Below are 16,993 nucleotides of genomic sequence, written 5' to 3'. Positions count from 1 at the left end.
ATGCCGATGATCTATTCTCCAGATAGGAGTTATTATCAATATGAATTTATAACCACCTTTGAGGAAACAAATGTGGTGGGTAATATTTACTTTGCTAACTATGCTGTATGGCAGGGGAAGTGTCGAGAACATTTCCTCTATGATTACTGTCCCGAGATAATTGATGAAGTAAATTCCGGATTGGCCTTGATCACTTTGGATCTTTCGATTGAGTACATTTCTCAGCTATTTGCATTTGACCGGGTTGTGATTAAGATGTTTCTTGAAGCGAAAAGCAGCAGCCGATTATTAATGCGTTTTGAATATTATAAAATAAATATTGCGGGTGACTATGAATTGGTGGCTAGGGGGGCTCAAAGTACAATGGCTATGCGTCTTATGAACGACAGACTGACCCCTGTGGAATACCCAAAATCCATCTTTAGAGTTTTTGAAGAATTTAATATTTAATTTATTTATGAAGACTTACAGGTTTCTTATCCTCAATATTATAATGTGCTTTCTATCCTTTGGCTGTAAAAAAGCGGACAATGAAACCCTGAAAGTCGAAAATTTAGATAGTTTTTTAAAGGCTCTGTCATCGAAACGTATGGTTAATGATGTCACTACAATGTCTTATAAAGTTGTCGGAGCAGCCTATGAATGGGATGAACCATCTGTACTGTATGTAAATCCTATAAACACAAATAATTACACTTATTTGGTAAAATCGAATCTGGATAATAGGCAGGTTTCTGCCCAATTTACTCAGTTCGAAATTAAGCAGCCCTTCAGCTATCAGACGGGAGGTATTAATATAGTTATTAATGATAAAGAAGGAATGATTTCCGGAGAATATGATTTTAAATCCTATTTTCTTAATATGAGATATCCTCAATCCCTGAATGCCAGTAGAATTGAAGCAATGATAAAAAATTGTCAAATGACGAATCCTTTATTTCTGGCTAAGCTAGCATTGCAAAATAACGTCAAAGAAATTAAGGATAATAGGATTTCGATTCCCACAATAGTGCAAGGACTATACTATGTTGTCGAGTTCGATCCAATATCTAATTTGCCATTAAATTGTACAATCAAGGAATCTGATTTTTTAAAAGGTGATATTGAATATAAGATTCAATATTCTGACTGGCGGGACATAGATGGGTTCAACGTTCCTACGAAATTCCATTATTATTTAGGTGGTCGAATGTTCAGATCGGAGCAAATTTCAGATATTTCAATAAATCCAATATTCCCTAAGGATATTTTTAAGATCTCAGGAATTCAGTCCCCGGTCCCCTATGATACGCCAAATGGATGGATGGGCTTTATATACTCACAATGGTATAACAGATGGTTTGATAAAGGACTGTTATTTGATCAGCCATTGAACAATGGTGCTTGGATACTTGAAGATCATGATTTGACACCATATGGACTTCCCAATCAGACAGTTGGTGAACATATCAAAATTATTGGCAGGCCGGATCATAGCTTATATAGTGTAGCGATTAAAACCTCTAAAGGAATATTTCTCTTCGAACCAACGCTGAACAATTTCTGGACGAGGAGTGTGTTGAACGCCACAAAATCAAAATTTCCAGGCCAAAAAATTTCTGGTGTTATTGTAAGTCATACCCATTCTGCAATTGCCTCAGGAGTTAGAGAAGCTGCGTATGAAACACAAAATGTAATAATTGGTAAGAATGGGAAATCTGTCATCGATGAAGCTTTGGCCAACGAACACCATTTGAATCCTGATGCTTTAGCACTAAACCCAATACCTATAAATGTCAATGAAGTTGGTGGTAAAACCATCCTAGCAGAAGGGGAGCTGGAGATTTATTATTTGGGGGGCGATACTGCGGACCTGGGGCGCCACGCAAATGATATGGTTATTGCGTATATTCCTTCTTATCAAACTGTTATACAATCTGAATTAATGTGGAATGGACCTTTTAAAAGAGTTTTTGTAGGACAGGCCGCTAACTCTTATTCCGACGCATCAAAGCAAGAGCTTAAGCGCCGTGCTCAATTTCTGGATAAAAGTATAAAAAAATACAATTTAAAGGTAAAGCGTATAATTTCTGTTCAAGGAGGACTTGGAAGTTATGACGATCTAATCAATGTAATCAATAATTAATATGGAGAAGAAAAAACTCATCGATCTACAAAATGTTTCTAAAACATACGCTGTCGGAAAAAATTCGGTCCACGCATTAAAGAATATTAATTGGACTGTTAATTCTGACGAATTTATTGCCATTATTGGGCCCTCTGGTAGTGGGAAAAGTTCTTTGTTAAATCTCCTTTCATTTGTTGATTTTCCTTCTTCAGGAAAGATTCAATACAACGGTAGGGAAGTCAGTGATTTATCTGACACTGATATTAGTCATTTTAGATCCAATAAAATTGGAATAATATTTCAAAATTTCAATTTAATACCTGTATTGAGTGCATTGGAAAATGTGATGTTCCCATTAGAAATCCAAGGAAAAGCATATGACAAAGGAGTAGTTATTTCTAAAGCTAAAAATCTTCTTACAGAATTGGGGCTCGGCAACTATATGGACCACAAACCAAATGAACTGAGTGGTGGGCAGAAACAGCGAGTGGCAATTGCTAGGGCATTGATTACTGATCCAGAAATAATTATTGCAGATGAACCAACTTCTGCCTTGGATAGTACAACTGCACTGGAAATAATAGGACTAATGAAAAGATTAAATGTTGAGAAGAAGATCACATTTATTTTTTCTACACATGATACCAATATTATAAAGGAAGTTGATTACACCATCGAATTAAAGGACGGAGAACTTAAAGCTTAAAATATGAACTATTTAAAATTAGCATCTAGGAATTTAAAAAGAAATAGAAAAAGATCTATTGTTACGATATTGATTATCACGTTGGGATTTACAGCACTCGGCACAATAGGTGGAATGTTGGCCAATATCTTTTCACGGTTAAAAGAACAGGCTGTAGTAAATGAGAGATTGGGGCATTTCAGCATAGAAAAAGTGGGATTCCAGTCGGATGGTAAAATGAATCCGGAGAAATTTCTTTGGAGCAAATCTGAATTGGAAGATATTTTAAAAACCATTAGATCGGATAACAGTGTGACTCTCGCAACTCCGAGAATTTCGATAAATGGAATGATAAGTAATGGGACGTCTTCCACTATATTTTTGTCAGAAGGTGTTATTCCTGCAGATGAGAAAATTCTTTTCAAGACGGATATTGATGGCCGTTTGAATCACCCTAATTTGGCTGAGCTTTCTGAAAAAAATGATGAGATAGTTTCTATTTCAGAACAATTGGCCAAAAATCTCAAGGTTAAAAAAGGAGATCAAATGACGTTATTAACTACTACCAAAGACGGAATTGCTAATGCAAATGATATTGTTATTGGAGAAATATTCAATACAGGTAATCCAGCAACAAATGACAAATTTTTGCTATCAAATCTATCCCTTTTACAGCGGCTGTATGATACTGACGGGGCTATGAGGATAGCGGTAACCATTGATGATTTAAATAATATTGAAAGTGTCCAATCAAGACTTATAGAAGCGCTGGATAAAAAGGGATATAAAGTTGAATCTCAAACCTGGAACAAAATGTCGGCTTCTTATGAAAAGGTTAAAACCATGTTTGGTGTAATTTTCAGAGTTTTAACAGTAATTATTTCTGTTATTGTGCTGCTTACAGTGTTAAACACGATGCAAATGAACGTAAATGAAAGGACCAAAGAAATTGGTACCATAAGGGCCATTGGGATGACAAAAAATAATGTGGTAAAATTATTTTGTATAGAAGGCCTAATGATGGGGATTATCGGCGGGATTTTAGGTGTTATTGCTTTAATGGTGGTAAAAGTTATTTTGTTAGTTCTGAATATAACATTTATTCCTCCGGTGGCTTCGATTGAAGTTCCCATAGCAATTTTACCTTCTCCACCTCAAATGATTATTACGTTCGTCATATTTTTGGTTGTCAGTGTATTGTCTTCATTTATTGCTTCTAGAAGGATTGTAAAACAAAAGGTAATAGATTCATTAAGGTATAATAATTAAAAGACTACTTAGTATGGAAACTACAACTGTGACCTTAAATTTTCCAGCACAATTAGCGCATTATGTTGGTAATGAAAAATTAATACAATTTCAGGGGAATCGACTTAGTGATTTGGTTGATTATTTAGATTCAAAATATCCAACATTTTCATCCAGAATTCTGGATGAAAATGGAAATGTAAGACCCTATCTAAATTTCTTCATTGGAGAAGAGAATATTAGAGTTTTAGATGGTTTGTATACGAAGTTGGAAAACAATGATACAGTTCGATTACTCTTATCTAGAGCAGGGGGATGATGGAAATTAATGAAAAGTTTAAAGTGCTGCGGATAGCCTTTCTAAATATCCATCTTATTGCAACAATTCTTTGGGTAGGGGCTGTGTATATGGGCGCTGTAATTGATTGGCCAGCGGCGCGGGACAGTGTAAAAAAAGGCCAGTTTCCATTCCGCTTTATCATCGGTCAAGGAACTCGCGTTTTTTATAGTGTTTATACAGGCATTTCATTATTATGGATATCAGGTATCGGCTTAACCATTTTAGGCCCTCCCTTAGTAGGCCCAGCTAAGATTATGCTTGTACTAAAGGTTTTATTACTTATGACAATGACTGGTCTAACCATGTATGGAACCTTTGGAACCTGGTCAAAATTGCAGCTATCATTAGATGAGGAAGCAACTGAACGATATGAAGGATATATATTCAGAGCATATATAACCTTAATATCTGGATTGATTGCTTCAATATTGGGTCTGAACATGTTTAATTAATCAATTATGAAAAAGCTATTATTAATACTATCAATCTCCGTTCTTTCAAAGATCGTATTTGGACAAATTGACAATGTAAAGATCCTAAAAGATGCAGATCTGCATAGGGCGGGCCAACTGGAAAATGTGAGTTGGAAGCTCAAAGTTTTAAATTTTAAACAAAATAAGCTTGAGAATGAAATTGCAATAAATGTAGATGCGAAGACAACTGCAAAAGACCAGCTGGTTCTGGTTTCATTTCTGGCACCCAAAAAATTTGAAGGCCAGCGTCTGCTTATTAGGAATAACAATATGTGGTTTACCAAGAAGGGACTAGACAGGCCAATTGCTATATCTGGCAGACAGAGACTTTCAGGTTCGGCTTCTAACGCTGATGTGGCGAATGCCAATTACTCAATAGATTATAAGATTGTTAATGTACAGGAGACAAAGTTGGAGGGTATCAGTTGTTATCTATTTGATCTTGAGGCGAATAATAATTTTGTGTCGTATTTTAAGATAAAGTATTGGATTAATAAGGTGGATCATACCGCTTTAAAAGCTGAGTATTATGGGAAAACGGATAAATTAATCAAGGTTGCAACATTTGAGTATTCAACAGTCTCAATGGGTGGTGTTCCAACGAAAATGGTGAGTAAGACGATTATAAAAGATAATATAAATATGAATGACTTTACTACTCTAGAGTCCACAGATTTTGAATTTAAGGCTATCAGTTTTTCTAAGTTTGAAAAATAGAAATTATGAGTAAAGTTCTTTTTTTTCTAATATTTGTCTCAATTTATTTTGGGAGTTCAACTGTTTACTCACAGGGTGTTTTAAAGGATGAAGTAAAACCGGAAATTGATAGTGTTGGTAATAATCGCTCCATTTTTGGTAAAGTAAAGACCTCCTTTTCAATGGACGTATTAACATTTTCTCGAAATCTTAGATTTCGAGAAAATGAGCATACTGTTAATTTTGAAAATAGAGTTGCCAAATTGGACAGGGGAGATTTTGGTGCTTACTTCAGGCCGCTAATCTCATTTGAAATTGATAATATTAAATTAGATATTCAGCCGCGATTAAATACAGAATATGATCAGATCAACAAAGAATATGTACTCGATAATTTTTTCTTTCAAAAGTTTAAAGCAGACGTTCAATTAGGAACTAAAGTCAAGTTGAGTGGAGGTAGGTATTTTAAGACAATAGGAACTTCATTGATTACAAATCCTAGTAATTTATTCTTTATAGAGACTAATCCAATTAATCCAAAACTGGAAATTGCTCCAAAAGATTTTTTCGAAATAGCTTTTAGTGCAACTAAAGATCTGAATATAAATTTAATCGCAAATTTGGGGAAAGGTGAGGATAAGTACTATGTGGCACCTTACTTCGATTTTAAAAGACAATACGGTGTACAGGTAGACTTTTATTCAGGCTCTTTTCAAAATGGATTGATATTTTCAATAGATGAGTCTAAGAGATGGGGAGTTGGAACCTATGGTCAAAAGACAGTCGGAAATTCACTTGTTTTTTGGATAGATGCCAATTTGAAATATAAACCAAACCGCTTCTATTCGCAGATTCCGATGGCACCTGAAATTAGAGACATTATTAATTACGAAATGGTAAATGGTGAGGAAAATAGTCACGTTTATGTGCAAGGGTTATTTGGAATGTCCTATACATTCAACTTTGGTCCTACATTAAATTTGGAATATTATCATAACGGTATAGGATACAATCGCTCACAGTTAGATCGTTATTGGACAATGATTTATCAAGCGTCAGATTATAATTTTGATATAAGTGAGCAATTATCTAATCGCAACATGGGAAGAGCAATTAATCCGGGAATGCAGTTCATTAGAAAAAATTACATTTTCAGTCAATTTGGACAAAATGACCTATTTGGAAAGCTTAATTTTTTCGTTCGTTATCTTAACTGTTTAGATGATAAATCACAGCAGTTATCTGCCCTAATAGAATACAATCTTTCAAATCGGCTGGAATTATTTACCACAGTACTGTTTAATCCAACACGCAATACAAAAACAGATTTCGGAAGACTGGTCAAAAACCAAATTATGACTGGATTAATCTATAGATTGTAATATGATGAAAAAAGTAATTGTTTATGTAGGTATATTTTTTCTTGCACTTGGATTTTCAAATTGCAATAAAACTGATGAACAGGAATTATCAGATGTTAACGTTCAATCCTATTTTTTAAGTGGAATAAGACCCGACTATTTTCGTAAACTGAATTTTGATTCAAAGGAAATCACAGATAGTATTCCTATTTATCTTCAAATTTTTAAAAAAACTTTTGATAGTTCAGAGGAATCATATAAAAATGGAAAGTTTAAATCGTCTAACGATCTTGAAAATTACAGGTTGTTAATGCAATACTATTCATTTTATATAACAGCATTGGTAAGCAATTATTTAGACCAGAATTTTGACTTTAAAACGATCAACGGAGATAATAGGATAGGTCTTTTCTCTAGAATTGAAGACGGTGAAAAAGATTTTGAAAATAAAGAATTGAATGCCATGATAACGGAAGCGTATCGGATTGCTAGGGATGCTTACACAATAAATGGATATAACGATCGTGCTTACGGCTTTTTTGTTTTGGTAAATCAGATTGAAAAAAGATTTAAAAGAGGTGACAATTTAAATGATCCAATTGCCCATAAGTTAGCATCTGATTTTGTATCCTATAATTTGCAAGATTTAAAGGTTATCCCCGTATGGAATCTACTTATGCCAATGGTTGTTTTTACAAATTATAAGGATCCTTTAAACACTTTTACAAATAGGGAAATGGAAACTATATTAAGGACCTATGACAAAAGATTGGTTGTCCCGGGAACACTTCCAGATATCGGTGGCAAATTTCCAGAAATTCTGGGTCCTATTTATAAATTTGATGTCAATTTAAAAAAAATTGATTGGACTATTGAACAACAGAAAGGGGAATGGTCAGCTGAGGAGCTTGAGAAATTTGACGAAAATTTAAAAACGATGAACATGATCACAAATTATTTAGAATTACAAAAGTCAAAACTTCTTAATGCGTGGCCTTATCGAGCTTCTTATCAAAAGAGGAAAGAGATGCTTGATGAAATAAGGATATACAGAAATAATATCAACACTTATCCTAAACCTGAACTTAAGCATGGTATTAATTCAGTATTATTCAAAAAGGCATACCAATGTTATTCGTGTCATGCTAATTCAAATATGAAATAATTATGAGTCAAGTAAATCAGTATTTAGATTCTTTAAAATCCGTGGTAGCGGAAATTGAGGTGAGGGAAGTTATCGATGAGCTTAGTAAGGGGGCCGTATTAATAGATATTAGAGAAATCGACGAAGTGAAGTCGGGCTTGCCTTCTCAAGCCATGCATATTACCAAGGGAATGTTAGAAATGAAAATTGGTAATATTGTGCCTGATATCAACAGCTCGATTTTCCTTATGTGCCAATCGGGGAAGCGTTCATTGCTTGCAGCAAAAAACCTCATTGATATTGGATATACCAATGTAAAATCAGTTGAGGGAGGTTTTGCGAAGTGGAAGAATTCAGGTTTCCCATTTGAAATTCCTCATTTTTTAAGCGAAGATGCCCGCCAAAGGTATATGAGAAATATGCTTATTCCAGAAATAGGAGAAAAGGGGCAAGCAAAATTATTAAAATCCAGTGTGCTTGTTGTAGGTGCAGGTGGAATTGGATCTTCTTTATTATTTTATCTCGCAGCAGCTGGTGTTGGAAATATCGGAATAATCGACAGTGATGTTGTTGATAGAACCAACCTTCAAAGACAAATTATTCATACAGATGCTGCTGTTGGCAGTTCCAAGGTGGAGTCTGCTAAATCAAGATTATTAGAATTAAATCCGACTATAAAAATTAATGCATATAATGAAAGGTTAAATTCTGAAAATATCGAAGAAATAATTACGGAATATGACATTTTGATTGATGGAACTGACAATTTTACAACGAGATATTTAATTAATGATGCATGTGTAAAGTTTAAAAAGCCAAATATTCATGGATCGGTTTTTCTATTTGAAGGTCAGTTCACTACGTATTGGCCTGCATATAATCATTCAGCACCATGTTATAGATGTCTATTCCCTTCGCCTCCTCCCAAGGAACTTGCACCGAACTGTGCCGAAGCTGGTGTAATGGGAGTATTACCAGGGTTAATAGGCTTACTTTGTGCGACAGAAGCCATTAATATTATACTTGGTTTTGATAACATGACCTCGAAGCTTATGGTAGTGAATTCTAAACCAATAAGCTTCTCGCAATTGAATATTAAAAAAGATCCAAATTGTCTTTATTGTAACTGCACTGATCAAAGCAAATATCCACCATATATTGACTACGAAACTTTTTGTTCTATGTAAGTGTATATGATCTCAATTATGTATTTAGACATCAGAGAACAGAGTTCCCATCTGATTTTGGAAGAGTACAAGAAATTTGAGGATTTTTTTCCGATGGAATTAGATATTTTCTCTTTCAAGAATCCGACTGATACTTTGCTCTCTGCATCCGGTAAGGTGTTGTGTTTCAAATTGTTTGATAAATATAATCTTGATGCAAATTTGATTAGGTTTTCCTCCAGTAAAAGGCTTCATGTTCTTTACAAAGGTGGGTGTAATTTATATTTGAGTATATCGCATTCGAAAAATATTACGATCGTTGCACTGTCAGATAATCCAATAGGTATTGACCTGCAATACACTGCAGTTATTCATGAAGATTCGATCAACATGATATATTCACACCAAGTTGCTAATGCTATATTAATTAATGAAAACTGGAACCGTCACTTCCATCAACAGTGGACCAGAACAGAAGCACTATACAAAGTTAGCGGTAAATATATTACCGATATATTATTGACTAATTTCAATAATATAGAGCTGGACAATGACTGTTTTTTATTTAAGGATTGCTTTATCGAAAATGATTATATTTTCACAATGGCAGTTAAATCGTCTAATGATAAAATATTTTTGGAAACCGTAATATCAAAGTTTACTTTTTAGGGTTCATTTGTGTGGTATTAAGGTGGTTTTCTTTATACAATTTTTTAATAAAAATAATATGTGACATCATAACTATTGGCACAATGCAAGTTGGAAGTAAATAAAATGGAAATTCTAAAACTGCTACATTGGGTGCGTCAAATCCAAACTGTTGGATAGGGATTGGAGAAGATAAAACTGCAATAAATACAATAAATAATAAAAATGAAAGTCCTATGATATTCCATGAAATTAATATATTCCGAGGTAGTTTTCCTTTTAGAATCCACAGATACAGCAAAATAATCAAGGCGGTAAAGCCTATAAAGATATCATAGTTCCACCCAAGAAAAGTCATTTCAACAGGAATCTTCTTTTTAAAATAGAGTAGCAAAAGGAAATATTCCACTGGTATTCTAAGTACATTAATAAGTAATAGATAGTTGCTGTTTATCTTGTTGGTATCCTGTTTGTTAATTGTCCAAAAAGAAATTATCAGGGTAATAAGCATTAAAATGGGAAAATAGATGGGATGTTTAAGGAAGTAGCCATTGAAAACAGCAATACCAACGATGATTTGCCATATAAAGAATATGATTATTTCTTTATTTTTTCCACTTCCGAAGTAGATCAAAATTAAACTGCAAAGTGCTACAAGAATAAATAAAAACTGTAATAGCATGTTTTTTTAGTAAATATATGACTTTGTTAAGTCAATAGACTTGTCTTAAGGTAATAAAATTTCTCAAGTAAATAATATATTATTTTTACTGGAAGTGCGACGATAAAATGGACACTTGACGTCCTGCCCGCTGTTCAGACAGTCAAAAGTGGAGTTCCGGGCTTTGTGAGTTGTAAGTTAACAAACTCTTAGGGAATTAAATCATCTAGTGCGCTGTGCGGCCTGTAATGATTTTATTCTTTTTCTTTCATGACCGTGTCGTTTGAATAATTGAATATAAATAATCTTATTGAATTATTCCATTGACACAGTTCATGTTACAGTCTCATAAATTGTAACAGCTCGCGGTTTCTATAAATTAAAAATCTTCTTCTTTTTCGTACGCCCAATCTTTTTTACGCGTTCAAAATAATTGATAGTACCAAGTGCTTTTGGTGTCATTAACTCCGTTTCATTGAAACCGTCTATTTTTTTTTGATAGTAAGAATCAAGACATAGGCAATTATTTTTTACAATCACTTGGGTCACCTTAGGGTTATTTGTTTGGTAAAACGTTTTGTTATGACTGATTCTAAATCCGCTAGAAGTGATAATTTCAATTATTTCTGGTATAAGATGCTTAAAATCCTGCTTTGAAGAAAAGGTCAAATCATCTACAAAAGTGGTAAAGGTCAAACCATTGTTTTTAGCAAACTCTTGTAATTTAGAACCAGCCTCCGCAAAAACAAGGTTAGCAATGTAGGGAGACGTATGTGTTCCTTGAGGCAACATGCCTTTATAGGTGGTCAATTTTGTCAAATTGTGTGCCACGGAAGGTGCGAATTTGTACTTAACAAACATATTAAAAACCTGTTTGTTTGTTATTCCAGGGTAATATCCTCTTAAATCAGTATTGAAGAAAAATTTATTGCCTTGATGTCGTTTTGCATTCAAAATATTATCTCTATTCTTTACTCCGCCAAATGCGTAGTCAGGTAGTTTAATACAAGATAACAGTTTAGTCAGTATAGATTTTTGAATTACCTTTAATTTACCAATCGCTGGGTATATATCTCTTGATCTTGGGCGATTATATTTGTCATATAATTGATTACCTTGTTTATCCAACTTTGGAGTCGAATTCAAATAATAATAACGGTCGATATTCCTAAGTATGGAATCTATAGAATTGTTATCCGTATTTAATATCCTTAATAGTATTTTAACGTCTAGCATCCTGTATAATCTTAAATAAATGAGTCCACCATACCTTTTATAGAAGGTAGTAATATTTCGAAAGCTTCTCTTTTATTCGGGTCTATATCTTCAATAGTCATTGAACGGAAGAAGAGGATAGGTAAAGGAATATCTAAGCTTTCAGCTATAGATTTAAGTGAACTGATAGTAGCTTCCTTTGAATTGTTTTCGATCTTAGAAAGGTACGCTTGAGTTAAATGAGCTTTTTGTGCGAGCTCATTTTGTTTAAGTCCCTTCTTTTTTCTTAGTTCTCTTATAGTATTACCAATATCCATCGTAGTAAAAATTTGTGAAAAATGTAGGAATGTTAGTTGAAAAATAAATCAATTAAATGTTTTGCTGCAGCAAAAACTCTCATCAGTGTTATTAACACGTTTAAATTTTCGAGTTTGACCTGCGGATCGGAAGAAGGTGTATCTTTTGTCTCTTCTAATCTGGTGATGCAATCTTCTAAAAGAACTTGTTCTTCAACTGAAAACGAACAACGGTTCTTTGATAGGATGGTTCTTATACCTAGTACAAGATCATCTGTGCTTTTAAAGCAGTTTTTTCTCATTATGTTAGAATTTAAATACGGCAAACCATTATGCCTGCTCATCTATAATGGGGTAATTAAATCCATAAACGTTGTTCGTTTGTTCCATTCCTACAATATCCTGCTCCAATCAAATAAAAACATGATTGAATCATTATTACATAAAGTTTAAAGGCTTATAGAGCCAGATCTATGCTTTAGTATGGGCTTGTCATCTACCGACTCGATTACTCTCGTGGTCTAATAACTAGTGCGGTAGGCTTCTATTTACCTATCGTATACATAGTGTATTATTGATTTTTTTTAGAATTCATTAGAATAACTTCCGAAAAGAATTGTGTGCAGGACTGTCCTGGGTGCTTTCCTTAACTTGGTGTCTTCTTGTGATGATGAGCTGATGCTCCCCAAATTCCCGTTAGGGTTGTATATGTCGTATATACTTTAGACGTTTGGATGCTAATTACCGTTGCTTATAAAAGCCTTTCAAAGAACTATAGTGCAAATATATAAAATATTCCTAAAGGAACAAAACTTAAAAAATAATATTCCTGTGGGATCATTATTTTGTAGGAATTTAGCTGCATAATAATGCCAAGTTGTAAAATAAAGGGGAATGTGACACCAACTTTGTCATTGGATTAAAAACTTAAAAGCCTCTTTCCAGCTTGAATGTATCCCCAAATCTAATGTAAAGTTGGGATATGGTCAAAGCCCAGTTATGCATTGGCATCGTCCATTTTTTTGCGATATCGTTTATGATCAGATACATCAATTTCATTAGTGCCTGTTCGGAGCTTAAGGTCCCTTTGGACTTAATGATTTTTCGTATCTGACAGTCCATTCCCTCGACTAAATTGTCGTGTATATAATCTTGCGAACCTTACAAATGACTTTTTATTATATGAACATCTGCATGTGAAAGCCCATATAAATCTCTTGCATTTTATCTATAATCAATCTCCCAACCCCTCTGCCTTGATAGGAAGGCACCTTATAATTACTGATAATCCAATTTTTGAACCCAACTGGGCTACCTGGGCACTAGGAAATTCTTCGTTCATTTCCGGGTGAGAATGGATGACTGTATTTTTACTTATTCCTTTCGATTTTGCACGTTTTATTTTAAGTAACCCCTTTATACATATAACAATGAGGCCATTAGAATTACAACCGATCTTTCCACCGTTTTTTATGTAATCGAGCGAAACATCTCAAGAGATAAAGAATAAGGGAAACCGTATTTGTTATTAAATTTTATTTCATAAATTCGGATAATTAACCTTATTAATATGAAAGCAAAGAAATCAATTGGGATCAGAGTTACCCCAGCAACAATTTTTTTTTCTATTGTTAGCTTAGAGAATGATGGCGTAGAAGTAAAAACGATTGATATTGTAAAGTCTCCGAAGTCAATGCAAACACCTGAGCAACTAAAATTTATTAGAAATACACTAAGTGATATCATAAATGAGTACCAAGTAAATTACGCATGCATAAGAATCACAGAATCAAATGCTAGAAAGGTTAGTATACCGCGTGTATATATAGAAGGTGTAATACAGGAATTATTTGCGAGCTCAACTATTGAAAAATATTATATAGGTCAAATATCCAACATCGCATCTCATCTTGGAATTTCAAGAAATGAGTTTAAGCCTTATGCCGAAGGAGATGTGGATTTCGAAGGAATTGATGATTGGAAAGATCTTAAGTTAGAGCATAGAGAAAGTATAATGGCAGCAATAAGTGCACTAAGTATCTAATATGGCTTTGGGACAATATACTACCAATTTAAGCTTTGAACTAAAGAAAGAGATTGGTCAGGAAGGAAGGAATTCACAGGTATTTATTGCGCACGATAATCAATTTGATGAACAAATTGTTATAAAGCGCATAAATAAATTAGATTTTACTGATGAAAAAGAATTTTATAGAGAAACCAAGATACTATTCGCTTCAGCACATGCGAACGTGGTAAAAATCTTCTACGGTTGTTCAGATGATCAGTATGTTTATTTAGCAATGCCTCTTTATGAAAAGGGATCGCTAAAAAGTTTATGTGAACATGAACATCTTTCGATTAGGGATATTATTCGTTATTCAATACAATTTCTATCGGGGCTTCATAATATTCATTCTAAAGGGCTTATACATTTTGATGTTAAACCCGATAATGTACTCATTTCAAATTCTAATGAGGCACACCTTTCTGACTTTGGGTTAGCGAAGGCAATGAACATCTTAGGACATGCCAATCCAGATAGCGCATATTCAAAGCATATCCCGCCTGAGTTTTATGAGATGGCTGACAAAACCTATCATTATGACATATATTCTGCGGGGGTTACATTGTATAGATTGTTAAATGGAGAGAAAATTTTTAACGATCAATTCTATTCTTACAAAACTAGTGAAGAGCGACAAAACGCTATTGAATCTGGAAAATTTCCTGATAGAACAAAATACCTTCCGCATATTCCTCAAAAGCTGAGGGGCTTTGTAAATAAGGCAATGAGTGTTAATATCGAAGATAGACATGATTCTGTACTTAGCCTATTAAATGATTTAGGATCAGTAGAAGATAATTTAGATTGGATATACACCGAAAATAATAAAATATTAACATGGAAGCGTATTTCTGATAAATATTTATATAAAATAGAAGTAAATTTGGGGAATACTAATAATATTAGTATGTTTACAACTAGAACGGATATCAAAAAAGATAAAACTGTAAAGCAGAAAAGCTATTGCCACAACAATTTAACGAAGTCGAACGTTCTATCTAAAATAAAGCATGCATTGAAGCTGTGAAATTTAAAGTCGTAAAATATAACCCTAAGACGCTTTCCCGCGTAGATTCGATTTTACCAAAGGTGGAAAAACCTGTTAGAAAAATCGATATGGAGAAAGTCTGTTTTAAAGAGAAAGGCCATTACACAGTAGTAATAATAAAAGAAAAGAAATCGTAATTACTAAATTATTAAAAAATATTGCATATACAGAGTAAAGGCGCTGACTAACCAGCGCCTTTCAATTTCACAATAGTCTCCTCGCTCTCATTACCACTCTCAGCCTTAATCTTCACCATTTCGTCCTGGGCTGAACCGGCTTAATCTGAATGAAATAAAATTGGCCGATTAACTAATCCATCTCTTTCATTTAGGGGTAAAAGAAGCGAAGAGAGCTAATAAAAACGATTAACCGCTCTTATTAGCTTTTTGTTGATAATTTTTCGTTAAATGGTTGTAATACTCTTCTTAACCTAACCTTATCGTTGAAATTACGTGCGATATTGTACGCTGAAGTAAGATAGGAATCTATACCACTATAATGATAAACATGGATTCTTTTACACGCGTCACTTTCAAACAGCATATTTAACAAGGTTCTGTCAGTCGTGCTACAAGAATGACCAATTACATAAATTTCATAGTCCCCCTTACCAATGAATCCCAACAATTCTTGATATTTTGTATTTCTAAAATAATGAAATGATTTAAGCGGGACGAGCCAGTCATCATCATATAAGGACTCTATTTCTGAATAGATTTCTTTGTTCTCATCACCTACACCAAATACAATCTCATCGGTTGGTTGATTCAGATCGCCATGAATATAGATGGTTTGAAAATAGGTAAAATTGTCCTTGAACTCGGATTTTAAATTTTTGACAATTTTGTCTTCGAAATAAGTAGTATAATTAAAATTTAAAAATAGCACATTTCTATTGAGCTCCCACTTGTTCCCAAAATATTGAACGTCGGCACAAAACACTTGGCCATTAGCGTTTTTATAATATTTTTTTCCCCAATCAACCCGATTTTTATTTGACATTAGTTCATGTTTACTTTCTTCTGGTTCATTATTGAGCTTTAAATATTCTATTAGTTTCGCTTTTAAGTGGTAAACCGAAAGATTTAATTGTTTGATTTCTTTAAGTGCTTCAACATATCTGGCATCCGTTTTTCTATCAATCATTATCAATGTTCTAGACTTAGCCAAAGTCGCTTGTTGCTTAAGCATTATTCTATTAATTTCATACTCAATGCCACTCCAGTCGGCATTTCGGCAATTAAAGAATAAATTTGAGCTGAATTCATTAACTGGATCGATCTTGATCGTCCAACTATGATCGTACCTACCTCGATGCTCACCAGTAAATGTAATTAACCCAGGAGAATGTACTGTTATAAATTCCCAGATTTCTTTTGATTCAAAACATCTGTCTAATTCCCTCTCCACGGACAGTATTCCATTATGAAAAATTCCCAAATTGATCTTAACTGTCAAGCAGTCATCTTTATAATAGCCTTTTTCAATTGCTTTAAAGCAACAATCTTTTAAATACCAGGTTATAAAATCAATGTATCTTGTTGGCAATCTATGGGCTAAATCAAATCCATTTCCTATTAAAAATATCTTATTTATTCTTTCGTCTTTTATCACGGTTAATTCTAATTGAGAAATGAAAATATAGAAATTTTTCGGCTAAAAAAAGTGGCTAAATAGAATCGCCTCGACTAAAGTAGTCGGGGTGATAAACAAATATATCACCAACGCCTTTAAATATTTTTCACTTATACTTTTTTATTTAATTTAATAAGCTATTTAAGTATCAAACTAGATTAGCTATACTATGAAAAAGGTAGCATTTTATTTATTTCCGTTT

At 33.6% G+C, this 16,993-nt stretch carries 18 protein-coding genes and 1 pseudogene; 13 read left to right on the top strand and 6 right to left on the bottom strand.

Annotated elements, in window-relative coordinates:
• Genes QE382_RS21430 through QE382_RS21380 form a run of 11 tightly spaced genes read left to right on the top strand, consistent with a single transcriptional unit; the run spans position 1 to position 9,889 of the window.
• A complete protein-coding gene (locus QE382_RS21430) occupies positions 1 to 450 on the top strand; it encodes an acyl-CoA thioesterase (protein WP_307187699.1) in 450 nt (149 codons plus the stop codon).
• Complete coding sequence (locus QE382_RS21425) at positions 431 to 2,125, top strand: hypothetical protein (protein ID WP_307187698.1); 1,695 nt, start codon at positions 431 to 433, stop codon at positions 2,123 to 2,125. The genes QE382_RS21430 and QE382_RS21425 overlap by 20 nt, the downstream gene beginning before the upstream one ends.
• Position 2,126: 1 nt before the next feature.
• Positions 2,127 to 2,813: an ABC transporter ATP-binding protein gene (locus QE382_RS21420; protein ID WP_307187697.1), complete on the top strand. Its 687-nt coding sequence runs from the start codon at positions 2,127 to 2,129 to the stop codon at positions 2,811 to 2,813.
• Between the two features lie 3 nt (positions 2,814 to 2,816).
• Positions 2,817 to 4,061: an ABC transporter permease gene (locus QE382_RS21415; protein ID WP_307187696.1), complete on the top strand. Its 1,245-nt coding sequence runs from the start codon at positions 2,817 to 2,819 to the stop codon at positions 4,059 to 4,061.
• A gap of 13 nt (positions 4,062 to 4,074) precedes the next feature.
• Positions 4,075 to 4,359, top strand: coding sequence for a ubiquitin family protein (locus QE382_RS21410; protein WP_307187695.1), 285 nt, complete (start codon positions 4,075 to 4,077; stop codon positions 4,357 to 4,359).
• Positions 4,356 to 4,832: a hypothetical protein gene (locus QE382_RS21405; protein WP_307187694.1), complete on the top strand. Its 477-nt coding sequence runs from the start codon at positions 4,356 to 4,358 to the stop codon at positions 4,830 to 4,832. The genes QE382_RS21410 and QE382_RS21405 overlap by 4 nt, the downstream gene beginning before the upstream one ends.
• Positions 4,833 to 4,838: 6 nt before the next feature.
• Entirely contained in the window at positions 4,839 to 5,570 is a 732-nt protein-coding gene (locus QE382_RS21400) for an outer membrane lipoprotein-sorting protein (protein ID WP_307187693.1), read from the top strand.
• A 5-nt stretch (positions 5,571 to 5,575) separates the two neighbouring features.
• Positions 5,576 to 6,931, top strand: coding sequence for a hypothetical protein (locus QE382_RS21395; RefSeq protein ID WP_307187692.1), 1,356 nt, complete (start codon positions 5,576 to 5,578; stop codon positions 6,929 to 6,931).
• 1 nt (position 6,932) lies between these two features.
• The gene (locus tag QE382_RS21390; protein ID WP_307187691.1) at positions 6,933 to 8,075 is read left to right on the top strand and encodes a hypothetical protein; all 1,143 of its coding nucleotides are present in this window, start codon (positions 6,933 to 6,935) and stop codon (positions 8,073 to 8,075) included.
• Between the two features lie 2 nt (positions 8,076 to 8,077).
• Positions 8,078 to 9,241, top strand: a complete 1,164-nt coding sequence (moeB, locus tag QE382_RS21385) for a molybdopterin-synthase adenylyltransferase MoeB (RefSeq protein ID WP_307187690.1) — start codon at positions 8,078 to 8,080, stop codon at positions 9,239 to 9,241.
• Between the two features lie 18 nt (positions 9,242 to 9,259).
• Positions 9,260 to 9,889 (top strand): 4'-phosphopantetheinyl transferase family protein, encoded by a 630-nt coding sequence (locus QE382_RS21380; RefSeq protein ID WP_307187689.1) that lies wholly within the window; start codon positions 9,260 to 9,262, stop codon positions 9,887 to 9,889.
• Here QE382_RS21380 and QE382_RS21375 read toward each other — a convergent pair.
• The 5 genes and pseudogenes from QE382_RS21375 to QE382_RS23650 all read right to left on the bottom strand — a co-directional run.
• Entirely contained in the window at positions 9,879 to 10,550 is a 672-nt protein-coding gene (locus QE382_RS21375; RefSeq protein ID WP_307187688.1) for a DUF8737 domain-containing protein, read from the bottom strand. The two genes, QE382_RS21380 and QE382_RS21375, sit on opposite strands and share 11 nt — an antisense overlap.
• Positions 10,551 to 10,901: 351 nt before the next feature.
• Complete coding sequence (locus QE382_RS21370) at positions 10,902 to 11,765, bottom strand: reverse transcriptase family protein (RefSeq protein WP_307187687.1); 864 nt, start codon at positions 11,763 to 11,765, stop codon at positions 10,902 to 10,904.
• 11 nt (positions 11,766 to 11,776) lie between these two features.
• On the bottom strand, positions 11,777 to 12,061 hold the full coding sequence (locus QE382_RS21365) for a helix-turn-helix domain-containing protein (protein WP_307187686.1): 285 nt from the start codon (positions 12,059 to 12,061) through the stop codon (positions 11,777 to 11,779).
• A gap of 32 nt (positions 12,062 to 12,093) precedes the next feature.
• On the bottom strand, positions 12,094 to 12,342 hold the full coding sequence (locus QE382_RS21360; protein ID WP_307187685.1) for a hypothetical protein: 249 nt from the start codon (positions 12,340 to 12,342) through the stop codon (positions 12,094 to 12,096).
• Between the two features lie 625 nt (positions 12,343 to 12,967).
• Positions 12,968 to 13,203 (bottom strand): annotated as a pseudogene (locus QE382_RS23650) (transposase); the annotation flags it as partial.
• 407 nt (positions 13,204 to 13,610) lie between these two features.
• Here QE382_RS23650 and QE382_RS21355 point away from each other — a divergent pair.
• Together QE382_RS21355 and QE382_RS21350 are read left to right on the top strand one after the other, a co-directional pair.
• Complete coding sequence (locus QE382_RS21355; RefSeq protein WP_307187684.1) at positions 13,611 to 14,084, top strand: hypothetical protein; 474 nt, start codon at positions 13,611 to 13,613, stop codon at positions 14,082 to 14,084.
• A gap of 1 nt (position 14,085) precedes the next feature.
• Entirely contained in the window at positions 14,086 to 15,135 is a 1,050-nt protein-coding gene (locus QE382_RS21350) for a serine/threonine-protein kinase (RefSeq protein WP_307187683.1), read from the top strand.
• Positions 15,136 to 15,534: 399 nt separating this feature from the next.
• Here the strand turns inward: QE382_RS21350 and QE382_RS21345 are convergent, their stop codons facing one another.
• Complete coding sequence (locus tag QE382_RS21345) at positions 15,535 to 16,770, bottom strand: AbiH family protein (protein ID WP_307187682.1); 1,236 nt, start codon at positions 16,768 to 16,770, stop codon at positions 15,535 to 15,537.
• Positions 16,771 to 16,993 lie beyond the last annotated feature (223 nt).

The sequence above is a fragment of the Sphingobacterium zeae genome (genome assembly GCF_030818895.1).
Classification (GTDB): Bacteria; Bacteroidota; Bacteroidia; order Sphingobacteriales; family Sphingobacteriaceae; genus Sphingobacterium; species Sphingobacterium zeae.
Note: the sequence above shows the minus strand (reverse complement) of the source record. Positions and strands in the feature narration are given on the sequence as shown.

What these genes read in the sequence shown, in the direction of transcription:
- QE382_RS21370 (WP_307187687.1), bottom strand. Translation starts at nt 11,765, where the DNA reads ATGCTAGACGTTAAAATACTATTAAGGATATTAAATACGGATAACAAT.
- QE382_RS21415 (WP_307187696.1), top strand. Translation starts at nt 2,817, where the DNA reads ATGAACTATTTAAAATTAGCATCTAGGAATTTAAAAAGAAATAGAAAA.
- QE382_RS21405 (WP_307187694.1), top strand. Translation starts at nt 4,356, where the DNA reads ATGATGGAAATTAATGAAAAGTTTAAAGTGCTGCGGATAGCCTTTCTA.
- QE382_RS21390 (WP_307187691.1), top strand. Translation starts at nt 6,933, where the DNA reads ATGATGAAAAAAGTAATTGTTTATGTAGGTATATTTTTTCTTGCACTT.
- moeB (WP_307187690.1), top strand. Translation starts at nt 8,078, where the DNA reads ATGAGTCAAGTAAATCAGTATTTAGATTCTTTAAAATCCGTGGTAGCG.
- QE382_RS21410 (WP_307187695.1), top strand. Translation starts at nt 4,075, where the DNA reads ATGGAAACTACAACTGTGACCTTAAATTTTCCAGCACAATTAGCGCAT.
- QE382_RS21430 (WP_307187699.1), top strand. Translation starts at nt 1, where the DNA reads ATGCCGATGATCTATTCTCCAGATAGGAGTTATTATCAATATGAATTT.
- QE382_RS21350 (WP_307187683.1), top strand. Translation starts at nt 14,086, where the DNA reads ATGGCTTTGGGACAATATACTACCAATTTAAGCTTTGAACTAAAGAAA.
- QE382_RS21360 (WP_307187685.1), bottom strand. Translation starts at nt 12,342, where the DNA reads ATGAGAAAAAACTGCTTTAAAAGCACAGATGATCTTGTACTAGGTATA.
- QE382_RS21380 (WP_307187689.1), top strand. Translation starts at nt 9,260, where the DNA reads ATGTATTTAGACATCAGAGAACAGAGTTCCCATCTGATTTTGGAAGAG.
- QE382_RS21400 (WP_307187693.1), top strand. Translation starts at nt 4,839, where the DNA reads ATGAAAAAGCTATTATTAATACTATCAATCTCCGTTCTTTCAAAGATC.
- QE382_RS21395 (WP_307187692.1), top strand. Translation starts at nt 5,576, where the DNA reads ATGAGTAAAGTTCTTTTTTTTCTAATATTTGTCTCAATTTATTTTGGG.
- QE382_RS21375 (WP_307187688.1), bottom strand. Translation starts at nt 10,550, where the DNA reads ATGCTATTACAGTTTTTATTTATTCTTGTAGCACTTTGCAGTTTAATT.
- QE382_RS21365 (WP_307187686.1), bottom strand. Translation starts at nt 12,061, where the DNA reads ATGGATATTGGTAATACTATAAGAGAACTAAGAAAAAAGAAGGGACTT.
- QE382_RS21420 (WP_307187697.1), top strand. Translation starts at nt 2,127, where the DNA reads ATGGAGAAGAAAAAACTCATCGATCTACAAAATGTTTCTAAAACATAC.
- QE382_RS21355 (WP_307187684.1), top strand. Translation starts at nt 13,611, where the DNA reads ATGAAAGCAAAGAAATCAATTGGGATCAGAGTTACCCCAGCAACAATT.